The sequence below is a fragment of the Pseudomonas sp. IT-P253 genome (assembly GCF_949768125.1).
Lineage (GTDB): Bacteria > Pseudomonadota > Gammaproteobacteria > Pseudomonadales > Pseudomonadaceae > Aquipseudomonas.
On sequence record NZ_CATKPT010000011.1, the window covers coordinates 470,701 to 485,130 of the forward strand.

At 58.8% G+C, this 14,430-nt stretch carries 9 protein-coding genes; 3 read left to right on the top strand and 6 right to left on the bottom strand.

What is annotated here, in order from left to right; all coding sequences use genetic code 11:
* Nucleotides 1-109: 109 nt before the first annotated feature.
* The 6 genes from ACM6IR_RS07955 to ACM6IR_RS07980 form a co-directional block, all read right to left on the bottom strand.
* Nucleotides 110-2,173 carry an ATP-binding protein gene (locus ACM6IR_RS07955; protein WP_414907305.1) on the bottom strand — a complete coding sequence of 688 codons (2,064 nt, stop codon included), beginning with the start codon at nucleotides 2,171-2,173 and terminating at the stop codon, nucleotides 110-112.
* A 251-nt stretch (nucleotides 2,174-2,424) separates the two neighbouring features.
* Nucleotides 2,425-5,523: an error-prone DNA polymerase gene (locus ACM6IR_RS07960; protein ID WP_414907183.1), complete on the bottom strand. Its 3,099-nt coding sequence runs from the start codon at nucleotides 5,521-5,523 to the stop codon at nucleotides 2,425-2,427.
* Nucleotides 5,499-6,914: a Y-family DNA polymerase gene (locus ACM6IR_RS07965; protein WP_414907184.1), complete on the bottom strand. Its 1,416-nt coding sequence runs from the start codon at nucleotides 6,912-6,914 to the stop codon at nucleotides 5,499-5,501. The genes ACM6IR_RS07960 and ACM6IR_RS07965 overlap by 25 nt, the downstream gene beginning before the upstream one ends.
* Before the next feature lie 7 nt (nucleotides 6,915-6,921).
* Nucleotides 6,922-7,539, bottom strand: coding sequence for a translesion DNA synthesis-associated protein ImuA (imuA, locus tag ACM6IR_RS07970; protein WP_414907185.1), 618 nt, complete (start codon nucleotides 7,537-7,539; stop codon nucleotides 6,922-6,924).
* Nucleotides 7,539-8,156, bottom strand: a complete 618-nt coding sequence (gene lexA / locus ACM6IR_RS07975; protein WP_414907186.1) for a transcriptional repressor LexA — start codon at nucleotides 8,154-8,156, stop codon at nucleotides 7,539-7,541. Before lexA ends, imuA begins: the two co-directional genes overlap by 1 nt.
* A 291-nt stretch (nucleotides 8,157-8,447) precedes the next feature.
* The gene (locus tag ACM6IR_RS07980; RefSeq protein WP_414907187.1) at nucleotides 8,448-9,335 is read right to left on the bottom strand and encodes a Dyp-type peroxidase; all 888 of its coding nucleotides are present in this window, start codon (nucleotides 9,333-9,335) and stop codon (nucleotides 8,448-8,450) included.
* A gap of 187 nt (nucleotides 9,336-9,522) precedes the next feature.
* Here ACM6IR_RS07980 and ACM6IR_RS07985 point away from each other — a divergent pair, with 187 nt between their 5' ends.
* From ACM6IR_RS07985 to ACM6IR_RS07995, 3 genes are all read left to right on the top strand, one after another.
* Nucleotides 9,523-11,148: an NADP-dependent glyceraldehyde-3-phosphate dehydrogenase gene (locus ACM6IR_RS07985; RefSeq protein ID WP_414907188.1), complete on the top strand. Its 1,626-nt coding sequence runs from the start codon at nucleotides 9,523-9,525 to the stop codon at nucleotides 11,146-11,148.
* Nucleotides 11,149-11,195: 47 nt separating this feature from the next.
* Nucleotides 11,196-12,236: an FUSC family protein gene (locus tag ACM6IR_RS07990; RefSeq protein WP_414907189.1), complete on the top strand. Its 1,041-nt coding sequence runs from the start codon at nucleotides 11,196-11,198 to the stop codon at nucleotides 12,234-12,236.
* A 173-nt stretch (nucleotides 12,237-12,409) separates the two neighbouring features.
* Nucleotides 12,410-14,422: a hypothetical protein gene (locus ACM6IR_RS07995; RefSeq protein ID WP_414907190.1), complete on the top strand. Its 2,013-nt coding sequence runs from the start codon at nucleotides 12,410-12,412 to the stop codon at nucleotides 14,420-14,422.
* Nucleotides 14,423-14,430: the final 8 nt, after the last annotated feature.

Sequence of the window (14,430 nt, forward strand, 5' to 3'; positions counted from 1 at the left end):
CTGGTCCAGTGTGGGAGCGAGCCTGCTCGCGAAGGCAATTTATCATTCAATATTGATGCTGTCTGACACACTGCTTTCGCGAGCAGGCTCGCTCCCACATTGGAGGTGTTCAGCCGTTCAGGACTGTGCGTACCATTCGGGTGAGTGCTTCTGGCCCATAGGGTTTGCTCAGCAAATACGTATCGGGGCTGAGTTGGTGGTTGCGCGAAATAATGTCACGGGTGTGGCCGGAGGTGAACAGCACCGCCACCGGTGGCGTCTGCACCTTGGCCCAGGCGGCCAGGTCGGAACTTTTGATCAGCCCGGGCATGACCACGTCGGTGAAGATCAGGTCCACCGCCACACCTTCCAGCAACATCTGCATGGCGACATCGCCGTTGGTGGCGGTCAGTACCTGATAACCCTCATCACGCAATAATTCCACGGCCGAAACGCGCACCGCTTCATTGTCCTCGACCACCAGAATGGTTTCGTGTCCGCCTCGGTGCTGCACATCATGGCTCGTCGTTTCACTCTGCAACGGACGCAGGCTGCGGGGGAAATACAGCTGCACCCGAGTGCCCTGCCCCTCGATGCTGGACATCTCGATATGCCCGCCGCTCTGTTTGACGAAACCAAACACCATGCTCAGCCCCAGGCCGGTGCCTTGGCCGTCGGCCTTGGTGGTGAAGAACGGTTCGAAAGCCTGTGCGAGCACCTGCGATGACATGCCGACACCGGTGTCCGTCACCGTAACGCAGACGTAATCGCCGGCAACGATGCCCTTGCCCGCACAAAAATAGTGATCGAGGTGGATGTTCTCGGCGCTCAGGCCGATGGTCCCCTCACCGTTCATCGCGTCACGGGCATTGATCGCCAGATTGAGGATGGCGTTCTCCAGTTGGTTGCGATCCACATAGAGGTGCCAGGGCACTTCAGGTGTGGTCACATTGATCTGGATGGTTTCCCCCAGTGCTCGCTGCAACAGTTCCGCCAGGCCTTCGAAGATCTGCCGCGCAATGAAGACGGCCGGCGACAATGGCTGGCGACGCGCGAATGCGAGCAATTGCGAGGACAGTTTCGCGCCGCGCTCGACGGCGGCAATCGAAGCGCTGACCCGACGCTGCACGTTGGCATTGTCTGGTTCGTGTCGCGCCAGCAAATGCAGGTTGCCGGCGATCACTTGCAACAGGTTATTGAAATCATGGGCCACCCCGCCGGTGAGCCCGCCAATGGCTTCAAGCTTCTGGGACTGGCGCAATTGCTCTTCGGCCGCCAGCCGCGCCTCAACTTCGTCGGCGACGCGTTGCTCCAGATTGCGGGTGAACTTGAGCAAGGATTCTTCGGCGATTTTGCGTTCATGGATGTCAATCAACACGCCGGGAAATCGAAACGGCTCGCCCTGCGCATTGAACTCGCAGCAGCCACTCGCCAGCACCCATGAGTAACTGCCATCAGGACGCAGCACGCGGTATTCGGCGTTATACGGTTCACCGGTTGCCACCGATTGATTGACCTGCTCCTGGACCCAACTGTGGTCGTCCGGATGGATCCGCGCTTCGGCGATTTCGATGGGTAAGTCGGCCAGATCCTGATCGGGAAGGTAGGAAAACGTGCGGGCGAAGCGTTCGTCGCCGGATAGCACATTGGCCTTGATGTCCCAGACGAACGAGCCGAGCAACGCACCGGCGTTCAGCGCCAGACGCACCCGTTCGTTGTCGGCACGATAGGCCACTTCGGCGGCCAGGCGCCGGCGTTCGGAAATCACATGGTCTGTAGTTTCGACCACTATAGCCATGACTCCGGCCGGCATGCCCTCGTCATTGGCGGCCGGGCTGTAATGAAGGTCCATCCAGACGTCTTCGGGGACGCCATCGCGCAACAGCACCAGGTGTTTATTGCTATAGGACAAGGTGCCGCCCGCCAGGCACGTATCGACCACATGCCGATTGAACTCGGCAACTTCCGGCCAGCCCAGTTCCACCGGGGAACCCAACAGGTAAGGATGACGGCCACCGGCAAATATCGAGTAAGCGTCGTTATAGATCATGTAACCGGGCCGGCCCCACAGCATCACCATCGGCAGTGGCGAGGCGAGCATCAACTGCACCGCAGCGCGCAGGCTCCTGGGCCAAGAGTCGATATGGCCAAGCTCGGTCAAGCTCCAGTCGAACGCGCGAATTCGCCCGGCCATTTCACCGCTCCAACCCGCGCACCCGTGGCTATCGTCTAGAAACTGCATCGCCTGGTCTGTGTCCCTGTCATTGGCGCCCGTCTGTTTCGAGCATCGTGCGCGCCAATGGTTTCATAGAGGTATAGCTGATTCACCTCCTGTAGGAGCGAGCTTGCTCGCGATGGACGTTAACGAAGACGCGGGTTGCCTGGATGAACACGGAGCCTTGACGTTCATCGCGAGCAAGCTCGCTCTTATCAAACAAAAGAGGATCAGTGGAAATCCCGGCTGCGCACGCTGATGCCGTCGAGCAACGGGCTCAGGTCACTCAGACGTCCGGCAATCAAATGCCGCACCTCCCCTTCCTTTTCCCAGCGACCATCGACCTTGAGCAACTGCGAGCCGACCAACACCTGCCGCTGTCGCTCGGCCAGGTCGCGCCAGACGATGACGTTGACGTTGCCGAACTCGTCCTCAAGGGTGACGAACGTTACGCCACTGGCGGTGCCCGGACGTTGTCGACCGGTCACCAGCCCGGCGACGCTGACCGGACGGCCATGTTCGACCGTCATCAGTTCTTTCGAACTGCGGCAGCGTCGGGCTTTCAATTGAGCCCGCAGCAACGCCAGCGGATGCGGCCCCAGGGTGGTGCCGACACTGTTGTAATCCGCCAGCAGGTCTTCACCCACCGTGGGTTTGGGCAACGACACCGCGTCTTCTTCCTGACTCGGCAAGCCGGCGAACAAGCCGAGTTGCTTCTGCACACCCGCCACTTCCCAGCGCGCCCGATGCCGGTCACCCGCCAGACCGCGCAGCGCCCCGGCATCGGCTAATTGTTCTTGCGCACGCGCATCGAGCTGCGCCCGTTCGCCAAGGTCGGCAATGTCGACAAATGCGCCCCTGGACCGTGCCGTCTCGATGCGTCGGGCATCGTCCTCGCGAAAGCCCTTGATCATCCGCATCCCCATGCGTATCGCCGGCTGTGCGCCGGTGACCGGTTCGAGGCTGCAGTCCCAATCGCTGGCCCGCACGTCCACCGGGTGAATCTGCAAATGATGCCGCCGCGCGTCCTGCAGAATCTGGTCCGGGCTGTAAAAACCCATCGGCCAACTGTTGATCAGCGCACAGGCGAAGGCCGCAGGCTCGTGGCATTTCAACCAGCAGCTGGCGTAGGTCAGCAAAGCAAAACTGGCAGCGTGGGACTCGGGAAAACCATAGCTGCCAAAGCCTTTGATCTGCTCGAAGATTTGCGCAGCGAACTCGGCCGTGTAGCCGTTTTTTTTCATCCCGGCGGCTAGACGTTCCTTGTGCGGTTCCAGGCCACCGTGGCGTTTCCAGGCGGCCATCGAGCGCCGCAATTGATCGGACTCCCCGGGGCTGTAGTCGGCGGCGACGATTGCAATTTGCATCACCTGTTCTTGAAACAACGGCACGCCCAAGGTGCGCTTGAGCACGGCTTCCAGTGCCGGGGACGGATAGGTCTCGGGCTCCTCCTTGTTTCGCCGCCGCAGGTACGGGTGCACCATGCCGCCCTGAATAGGCCCTGGACGGACGATGGCCACCTCAATCACCAGATCATAGAACTGACGGGGCTTGAGCCTGGGCAGCATCGACATTTGTGCCCGGGACTCGATCTGGAACACGCCGATGGTGTCGGCACGGCCGATCATGTCGTAAGTCAGCGAGTCTTCGGAGGGCACCGTCGCCAGACTCAAGTCCAGATTGCGATGACGACGCAGCAAATCGAAACAGCGACGAATCGCGCTGAGCATGCCCAAGGCCAGAATGTCCACTTTGAGCAGCCCCACCACGTCGAGATCGTCCTTGTCCCACTGGATGATGGTGCGGTCGGCCATGGCAGCGTTTTCCACCGGCACCAGACTGTCCAATGGTTGTTCGCAAATCACGAAGCCGCCGGGGTGTTGGGACAGGTGCCGGGGGAATCCAATCAACTGTTGAGTCAGGCTGAGTACCCGACGCAACACCGGGCTCTCGGGGTCGAACCCGCCTTCAAGCAGGCGCTCGACAGGCGGTGTCTGGTCGCTCCAGTGACCGCAGCAATCGGCCAGGGCATTGATTTGATCCGGCGGCAAACCCAGCGCTTTAGCCACGTCGCGCACCGCCCCGGCAGCGTGATAAGTGCTGACCACGGCAGTCAGCGCCGCACGGGTGCGGCCGTAACGCTGGAACACGTATTGGAGGACTTCTTCGCGGCGCTCGTGCTCGAAATCGACGTCGATGTCCGGCGGTTCATTGCGCTCCTTGGACAGAAAGCGCTCGAACAGCATGTTCATCCGGTCGGGGTCGATCTCGGTGATGCCCAAGGCGAAACACACCGCCGAGTTGGCCGCAGAGCCTCGCCCCTGACAGAGAATTTTCTGGCGCCGGGCGAAGGCGACGATGTCCTGCACGGTGAGAAAATAACTTTCGTAACCCAGCTCGGCGATCAGCCCCAGTTCCTTGTCGATCAACTTGCGCACCTTCTCGCTCGCGCCTTCGGGCCAGCGCTCGCGCAGGCCACGCTTGGTCAGTTCGCGCAGCCAGGAGTCCGCGCTGTAACCGTCCGGCACCAACTCCCGGGGATACTGATAACGCAGCTGGCCGAGGTCAAAGGTGCAGCGCCGGGCGATGGTCAACGTTTCAGCCAGCAGTGCTGGCGGGTAGATCGATTGCAGCACCTCAAGGCTACGCAAATGACGCTCGCCATTGGGATGCAAGCGTAACCCGGCCTCGGCCACCGGCAGGTGATGCCGGATTGCGGTCATGGTGTCCTGCAAGGCACGCCGCCCGCGAGCGTGCATGTGTACATCGCCACTGGCCACTGCCGGAATTCGCAGGTCGCCGGCCAGGGTCAGCAGTGCAGCCAGCCGTCGGGTATCGTCCTGGCCACAATGCAACTGCACCGCCAGCCACAGGCGTTCAGCGAAGGTCTGTTTCAGCCAGTGACCGTTTGCCACATCATCGATCGTATCCGGCACCCATAACGCCAACAGACCCGACAAGGGTTCGCTGAAGTCTTCGCGCACTACTTGATACTGGCCTTTGTGCGTGCGGCGCCGGGCTCGGGTAATCAGTCGGCACAGGTTTTGGTAACCCTCGAGATTTTCCACCAGCAGCACCAGTTTCGGGCCGTTCTCGATACGGATTTCGCTGCCGATGATCAGCGGCAGCTCAACGGACCTGGCCGCTTGCCAGGCGCGAACGATGCCGGCCAACGTGCATTCATCGGTGATCGCCAGGGCCTGATAGCCCTGCTGTTTCGCCCGTTGAAAGAGCTCAAGGGCACTGGAAGCACCGCGCTGGAAACTGAAGTTCGACAGGCAGTGCAGCTCGGCATACTCGACGCTCATGCGAACCAGCCTTGCAGCCACAAGGGACCGCCCTCGCCCACTGCGCGATAGGCCCAGCCCTGCTGGCCGGTACGGGTCTGGATCAGGTAATAATCGCGGCGAACGTCGGCGCCGTCCCACCAACCGGACTCAATACGTTCCGGCCCCATGAGGATGCGCGTCGAGCCTTCGTGGATCGCCTGCGGTTGTGTCAGCAACCAGCCCGGACGCTGCACACCCGACACCCCCGCACAAGGCTGGCTATCGGCACGCGCCTGCCACGCACACTCCGGGCGATGATCCGCCTGGAACCGCAAGCCCTGCACCGCGTCATCCCCGAGCCGCGCGCGCAAGCGTTCGCGCAGTTGCTCCCAGGGCAATGACTGCTGCGGGCGGGCGTCGAATAGCTCTTGGCGCTGTGGGACAAAGCTCGGCAGATCTTCGGCGCGCAGACGGAAACCCCGGACGGGCGCCTCGACCTGAACCTGCTCCAGCCGTCCCCGGGCCAGTTCGAAGAGCATCGCCGGATCGCGCTCGGCACTGAGCAGGCCGACCTTGATCACGCTATCCGGCAACCCGGCGTGTTCCAGATGCAGGTCGAAATGCTGGACGCCACTGTCCCGACCGCAGAGGAATGCCGACAAATCACTGGTCAGGCGTCTTAAAGGAAACAGCAACGCCTGATGGGACTGCACATCGAAATTGAGCTCGATGCGCACATCGAAGCGGTCCGGCGGCAAGTAGAACGCCAGCGCCAGTTGCCGCGCGCCGAACAAGGCATCCAGATGCTTGAGCACCTGCGCCTCGAAACGCCGGGCCAGACTATGACGAGGCAACGCCTGCACCTGGCTCAAGGTGCGCAACCCCATCCGCGACAACGCCGTGGCCACCGCCGGTTCCAGAGAGATCCGGTCGACGGGCAACTGACCGAGATAGTGTTGCAGAGCTTGATCGTCGGGCACCACCAGACCGTCATACGCATTGGCCAATACCCGCGCAGCCACCGGGTTCGGTGCGGCGACAATCCGATGGCGAAAACCCAGCTCGTCGAGTTCGGTGCGTAACCGCGCCTCGAACTGCGGCCAGGGCCCGAACAACCCCAGACTGGATTCGATTTCAAACACCACGGCACGCGGGTAATGCACGCTGACCTGTGAACTGAACCGGTAAGCCCAAGCGGCGAGAAACTGCTGCCAGTGTTCGATCTCGGTGACGTCGTACTCGGCCGTGACAAAACCTTTGCTCAAGGCCTGTGCGGCGGTCATTGATTGGCCCGGACGCAAGCCCAGCGCCCGTGCCGAAGCGTTGACCGCTTGCAACACCCGACGCTGGGCCGGGCCGGTCAGCAGTGCCAGCGGCTCATCGGGGTCGGCACGCTGACGCAGTACCGCGTCCAGCGCCAATTGCGGGAAAAGTATGCAAACCCAGCGCATGGCAACCTCAATGCCCCACAGGAAAGGCAATCGGTGCCGAGCGCGCCAACCCGCCGCGGCACTTGAGCACGCGCAATTGCGCAGGTTGGGCATCGATGGCGATGCGCAGGGCCGCTGGCGAAGGGTTGATCGCTTCACTGATCGAACGGTAGGCGAACGCCAGGGTCGAGCCGGTTTCCGCCGCCACCTGCAAGCGACGCAACGCACGATCATCCGCTTTGTGCGGCCAGCACAGCACCGCGCCGCAACTGCCCGAACGCAGGCATTGTTCCACCGCCCACAGCGCATCGCGCTCGCTGGCCTGGATGATCGACAACTGCCGAAGATCGACCCCGGCGTTCTGCCACGCCTGGGGATACGGCACGTAAGGCGGCGCCACCAGCACGATGCGCTCGCCCGCCGCCGACAACCGTGCCAGCGCCGGCCACACCAGTTGCAACTCACCCACGCCCTGCCCGGCCAAAAGGATTTCGGTCAGCGCCGCTTCCGGCCAGCCACCGGTGGGCAACGCCGCATCCAGGGTGGCATGCCCGGTGGGTTGCGGGCTGACGGTCGGCGGCGCAGGCCGGCCCTTCCAGACCTGGCCGCCATTGAACAGCGTATCCAGCGCAACGACGGCGCCCATCACCCTTGCCTCACGAGACCGCAGAACACCCCTTCGATGGCCAGGTCCTGATCGGCTTCGACGATGATCGGCTGATAGGCCGGATTGCGTGGCAGCAACCGGACCACGTCGCCGACTCGCTCAAACCGCTTGATGGTGACTTCCCCGTCCAGTCGGGCCACAACAATCTGGCCGTTGATCGCCTCGGGATTGCGGTGTACGCCGACCAGATCGCCATCGAGAATGCCGTCCTCGATCATCGAATCACCCTGGACCCGCAGCATGTAGTCCGGCACTCGCGAGAAGATCGACGGGTCGAGCATCAACCGGCTATGGACCTCGGCGTCGGCCCCGATCGGCGCCCCCGCCGCCACCCGGCCCAGCACCGGAATGTCCAACAGTTCGGGGCGCGCCGGTTGTCCGAGCAAACGAATACCCCGGGCCTGATGCGGGTTGACCTCGATGAAACCGGCCTCGGTCAGCGCCAGCACATGCTTGCGCGCCACGCTGCGAGAAGCGAAACCAAACGCCTCGCTGATTTCAGCGAGGCTCGGGGACTGGCCATGTTCGGCGATTCGATCGCGGATAAAGGTCAGGATGGCGGTACGGCGGGGAGTGAGAGTCGTCATGGAGTACATTTGTACTCTTTTGGTTTTTTTCTGGCAAGCGCCGACAGTCAGCTCAGTTGCCGGCGCGTCGATTGACCTTGTAGGAGCAAGCTCCCACAGGGATTTCAGTCGTTTTACTGGGAGAGTTGTGCCAGATAGGGCCGGCGTCGGCATGCCCGACCTTGCCCAATGTGGTGGCCGCTTCTTCGCGGACTTGCCAGGTGTCGTCCAGCAGCGCCTTCTGATTTCACGACTGCTTTGCCGCCGAACGCAGCCTCGCGGTGCTCGGCAGCTGCTACATGCGTTGTCAGTTCCTGAGGTTCAAACCACGCGCAGTGCGCGCAGATCCAGACGACCGTCCTTGAGCGGCGGGCACCAGTAGTAGCCGCCGGTGATTGGGCGACTGATGCGGTACAAACCGTCGGTGATGCCGTCTTCCAGGCCGCTCATCCTGCGCAGTTGAGCTTCAAAGGCGTCGAGGGAAAAACCGAAGGCCAGGAACATCAGACCGGCGCGGTCGCCTTCGATCCACGGCATCGAGCGGCGAACCACGAACGCTTCAGGGGCAAAGCTTTCCTGGGCGGTGCGTTTGACGTGGGCCGAGATCGGCGCGTCATCGAGTTCTTCGTTGTCGCTCAAGCGGCGGCCCATGATGTTGTCCTTTTCATGGGAGGGCATCGCGTGAAAGCCCTTCAGGTCATGCTGCCATTGCTGGATCGCGGCGAAGCTGCCGCCGACCATGCCGTCTGCGCCTTCACCCACCAACGCAGCCGCTACGGCGGCTTCGTCGTGAGGATTCTCGGTGCCGTCTTCGTAACCGGTAAGGTCGTGGCCATTCATGTGGCGGAAGGTTTCGTTCATCTGCACCAGGCGCAAGGCCGGTGCCAATGCCGCTGCGATGGCGTTGCTGCGATTGAGCAATTCGCCACGGTCGACCCCGTGCAGCCAGCACCAAAGGGCGTGCTGGGTCGACGGGTTGTCGACGCCGACGCCGGTCAGCGCAGGAAAGATCCGCAGGCCTTCGATTTGGCCCTGCAGGGCTTTAACCAGGGATTCACCGAAACCGACCACGGCGGACTTCCCGTCCACCAGCGCCTTCAGGTTTTCGAGGGCTGCGGGCAGTGCAGCGGCGGATTCGAGTGCGAAGAACATATGACGGGCTTGAGGCGGAACTGGGGTGGCGAGAATGCCCGGCTGGTAATAACTCATATGAACTCCTTTTAGAAAGAGCCCGAAGTTTAACCGCAGCATCGGCCGTTGTGTGTTCCCAGGTAAAAAGTTCGCCTGTTGCGCCAACGCGCACTTAAAAAACCGGCCCATTAAGGCGTATAACCTTTGAAGTGAATTCTCAACGGCGAGCCGCCAGCGCATGGCTGACATCACATGGAGTAGCGATATGACCCCAGCACCTATCCTTGGCAACCTGTTTCCTGACGCCAGCAGCATCCCGGAAAAGTACCGCCTCGACGGCCAGACCGAGCAACGTGAATACTTGGTCGATGGCGAGTTGAAAACCTGGTCCGGCCCCCTCGCCCAAGTCCGTAGCCCAGTGTATTTGGCCGGCGAGCATGGCGATGAACAAGTCATCCTCGGCAGCACACCGCTGCTCGATGCCGACACCGCGCTGACCGCCCTCGATGCCGCCGTCCGGGCCTATGACCGTGGCCAGGGCCTGTGGCCGACGATGCGCGTGGCCGAACGTATCCAGCACGTCGAAGCGTTCCTGGGACGCATGCGCGAACAACGCGACGCCGTGGTCAAGTTGCTGATGTGGGAAATCGGCAAAAACCTCAAGGACTCGGAAAAAGAGTTCGACCGCACCTGCGACTACATCGTCGACACCGTCAACGCCCTCAAGGACCTCGACCGCCGCTCCAGTCGCTTCGAACTGGAACAGGACACCCTTGGCCAGATCCGCCGCGTCCCGATGGGCGTAGCGCTATGCATGGGGCCTTACAACTACCCGCTTAATGAAACCTTCACCACGCTGATTCCGGCGCTGATCATGGGTAACACCGTGGTGTTCAAGCCGGCCAAGCTTGGGGTATTGCTGATCCGCCCGCTGCTCGAAGCCTTCCGCGACAGCTTCCCGGCCGGGGTAATCAACGTGATCTATGGCAGCGGTCGCGAGACCGTCAGCGCGCTGATGGCCAGCGGCAAGATCGATATCTTTGCGTTCATTGGCACCAACAAGGCCGCCAGCGATCTGAAAAAACTCCATCCGAGACCGCACCGTTTGCGCGCGGCGCTGGGCCTGGATGCGAAAAATCCCGGCATCGTATTGCCCGAGGTGGATCTCGACAACGCCGTCAGCGAAGCGCTCACCGGCGCCCTGTCATTCAATGGCCAGCGCTGCACCGCGCTGAAAATCCTCTTCGTCCACGAAGACGTGGTCGAGGCCTTCATCGAGAAACTCAACATCAAACTCGCCAGCCTCAAACCCGGCATGCCTTGGGAAAGCGGCGTGGCACTGACCCCATTGCCGGAGTCGGGCAAGGTCGATTACCTGCACTCGCTGGTGGCGGATGCCGTCGGCAAAGGTGCCACCGTGGTGAACCCTAACGGCGGTGAAGCCCGCGCTTCGTTTTTCTACCCCGCCGTGTTGTACCCGGTAACCCCGCAGATGCGCGTCTACCAGGAGGAGCAATTTGGCCCGGTCGTGCCGATCGTGCCTTACCGGCATTTAGATACCGTGATTGATTACGTCCTGGAATCGGACTTCGGCCAGCAGTTGAGTATCTTTGGCAGCAACCCGGTGGCCGTCGGCCGATTGGTGGACACCTTTGCCAATCAGGTCGGACGCATCAACCTCAACGCCCAATGCCAGCGCGGCCCGGACACCTTCCCGTTCAACGGCCGCAAGAACTCCGCCGAGGGCACACTGTCAGTGCATGATGCATTGCGGGTGTTTTCGATCCGCACGCTGGTCGCGACCAAGTTCCAGGAAACCAATAAAGAGCTGATCAGCGAGATCATCAGCGGACGGAGTTCAAGTTTCCTGACCACTGATTACATCTTCTGAGGAGACCGAGCCTGAGTACATTCGGAGCCAATCGCCTGCCACCGCTGATGCGCCGACTACTGCGTCCGTTGCTGGATCCGTATCAGCGCTATCGCCACGCCAGAGTCATCCACGCGGTGCGGGTGTCGCTGGGGTTGCTGGCAACGATTCTGCTGACCACCGGCATCAACCTGCCCCACGGCGAGTGGGCGTCGGTGACGATGCTGGTGGTGATCGGCGGTTTGCAGCACCACGGCAACATCGGCAAAAAAGCCGCCGAGCGCGCCACCGGCACCTTGATCGGGGCTGGCGTCGGCTTGCTGCTGGTGGCGCAACAGGCCTGGCTCGGCCTGCCGTGGCTGACCTATTTCGCGATGGCGGTGATTTGCGGCTTCTTTTCGTATCACGCCATTGGCAAGGGAGGTTACACCGCGCTGCTGTCAGCAATTACTGTGTTCATCGTCGCGGGGCATGGAGACAATCCGATTACCGACGGATTGTGGCGCGGGGTGGACATCCTGATCGGCATCGCCCTGGCCCTGGCGTTCTCCTTCGCCTTGCCGCTCTACGCGGTTTATTCCTGGCGCTACAACCTCGCCGATGCCTTGCGCGACTGCGCGACAATCTACGGGCGCATCATCAATGGCCAATCGGTTACCGATGACGAACACCACAAACTCGTGGGTCGCCTGAACACGGTGATGGTGCAACTGCGCTCACTGATGCCATCGGTGTCCAAGGAAGTGCGAATCTCCATGACCGAACTCGACGCTATCCAGCGCCATCTGCGAATGTGTGTCAGTACCCTGGAAATCCTCGGCAACACCCGACCAGATGCGAATGATCCGGACGCGATGGCCCATTTGCAATCGTCGCTGAAAGCGGAACATCGACTGATTCGGGTACAACTGGTGGGGATGGCGCGGGCGCTGAAATCCGGTGGGGCCCAACGGCTCAGTCGGCCCGTAGAACTGACGTCGGATTCAAGTCTGGACACTCCGGTCTACAGCCCTCTGGACGGCTACCGATTATTGGTCCGCCAGTTAGCGGCCAACATCGGCGAGATGCGTCAGCGACTGGCCAAGACTGCGCCGTACTGGAACATCTGACACCCGTCTAAGCCGTACACAATCTGTAACAGCTGCCGAAGCCTGCTGCTACAGGGTTGACGCCGTGGTGGCGGCTAATGAACGACCAGCAATAATGAGCCTTTCTTTATAGACAGAACACCCTCCTTAATTAGAATGGCGCGTTCATTAGATCAACAAAAAAGAAATTTACATTGCCAATCAACAGTGTTTGTGAATCCCACCTTCCCTTCAAATCCTTTCAGTGCATAGAAGTACAAACTGTTAAAGGAAACAAACGACTCATATATGACGACATCAATAAAGTTTATTATCAACTAAGCGAAACACTCAATACTGCCGGATCCGAACTCATACTACACAAAATCACAAAAACAGACATACAGAATCTGAACATAACCTTCGTAGATAAAATCATTCATTGCAAGCCTGCGGAGATGGTAAAAGAACCCAGCCTGATCAATACAATCCTAGGGCAATTCAACACGACCAGTACCATCCCCAATCGATTTCAAGCCATCATAGATTTGAGTCAATCTGAAAGAACAAATTACAAACAACTGTCCAACCTGGAACGAACAGAGGCTCTCCGCTGCGACCTCATATCGCTGATAGATGAAGACTTGAAATCTGAATTTTTATTAATATTAAAAGAGTGGGAGACTTTCGGTGTATCTGCAAGCGAGGTTGACCTACCAGCGTACATAGTCTTCAAGGCATTCTACGATGAAATTATGGACAACCACTCCATCACAAAAGAAGACTATTCAAAAGTTGATTTCTCCTCCCAAAATATAAAACCAAAAATCACAGATACCCGCTGCCTCAACGCAAAATTAACGCCACTGCAACTCTTTAAAGCCGCTTTCCAACTGGGTGACATCCCTGCCGTTTCCAACTTTCGCTTTATGGACAATCCTGCCAGCAAAGATGACGGCAAGTACAGGGAATGGATGTTTCATTTTGACAACAGCAATTATGCTGCAGAATTCAAAATCATAACCACCCGTAAAACGGGAACACTAGACGCAAATAGAGAGCAGTGCCTGGCAGCCTTCCCTTACGACACCAACCAATTCATTCGCTTCACCCGCACCGAAGCTGCGACAAAATTCCCAACATTGGAAAGCCTGGAAAATGAATTTCGAGAGGTCCCTGGTGCACGTTATGTAGTCATAAGAAACCCACATAACGATACTCCGATAGAGACTGGAATTCGCACTGAAATGATTGCGCACCATCGTTCGGCCAGCAACAAGGATGGACTGGATCACGGAGAGTCCAGGAGTGCCGAATTAATGACATTTCATGGTCTAGACCGATGCCAGCCATTTCTTTCTCATCAAGAATTGGCGCAGGCCGTCAATCTCACACCCTTGCAAAATTTCGTGTTAGGTGGATTTAAAAATAGCACTCCAGAAAAATTCATGGAACACATGGCAAATCAGAAACAGCTTCTTAATTCTCAAATACGAACACTGATTAAAGAAAATGGAATCAAACCTCTTGAAAGCATAACTGTCGCAAAATTTAGCAAAAACGGTATCGATATGACCGACGAATCCCTTTTCAAAAAACAAATTAATACATACGACAACCTCCCAGAAGTACTTGAAAAAATCCCTCGCTTGATACAAGGAAGCGATGGACTGAAAAAAACAGTATTCGAAATGGTTCCGATGCTTATGAACCATGACCAAAACGCGGAGCTTAAACCTGACTGCTCGGAAAACAAGGCCTTTCCTGCGCGTACTCAGCTTAGAGAAAGAACAAATGAGGTCCTTTGCGCACCGTTGACTCGCGACCTTGAAAAAATTCAATTCATGATAGACCCTCAACTCCTGCTTCCCATGAACGAAATCATTGGCATTGCAAAAGACCTCAATGAGTTTTACATACAGCACAACTCAAAATTGAAAGATGCACAACCCGACAACAAATTCTTTAGTCTCTTTGAAAGCCGAGCAGAACTTGCCAACGAATATGTAAGCCAACTTCCACTCAGAGCAACACACCCTGAAACCCACCAAACACTTTCTCTCTTTCTGTACTACATGATTGGTGACCTTGACGAAGCCTGTCGGACATTCGCCGAGAGCGGCATCCAGATAGACAGCAATTTGGTCAGCGCCATTACCGCCAATAAAATACCTTTACTGCAACATTTCATCACCCACCGAATGTTAAATGACAGCAACCCGGCCTAAAAGGGATC

What these genes read in the sequence shown, in the direction of transcription:
- ACM6IR_RS07955 (WP_414907305.1), bottom strand. Translation starts at nt 2,173, where the DNA reads ATGGCCGGGCGAATTCGCGCGTTCGACTGGAGCTTGACCGAGCTTGGC.
- ACM6IR_RS07965 (WP_414907184.1), bottom strand. Translation starts at nt 6,914, where the DNA reads ATGCGCTGGGTTTGCATACTTTTCCCGCAATTGGCGCTGGACGCGGTA.
- imuA (WP_414907185.1), bottom strand. Translation starts at nt 7,539, where the DNA reads ATGGGCGCCGTCGTTGCGCTGGATACGCTGTTCAATGGCGGCCAGGTC.
- lexA (WP_414907186.1), bottom strand. Translation starts at nt 8,156, where the DNA reads ATGTACTCCATGACGACTCTCACTCCCCGCCGTACCGCCATCCTGACC.
- ACM6IR_RS07980 (WP_414907187.1), bottom strand. Translation starts at nt 9,335, where the DNA reads ATGAGTTATTACCAGCCGGGCATTCTCGCCACCCCAGTTCCGCCTCAA.
- ACM6IR_RS07985 (WP_414907188.1), top strand. Translation starts at nt 9,523, where the DNA reads ATGACCCCAGCACCTATCCTTGGCAACCTGTTTCCTGACGCCAGCAGC.
- ACM6IR_RS07990 (WP_414907189.1), top strand. Translation starts at nt 11,196, where the DNA reads ATGCGCCGACTACTGCGTCCGTTGCTGGATCCGTATCAGCGCTATCGC.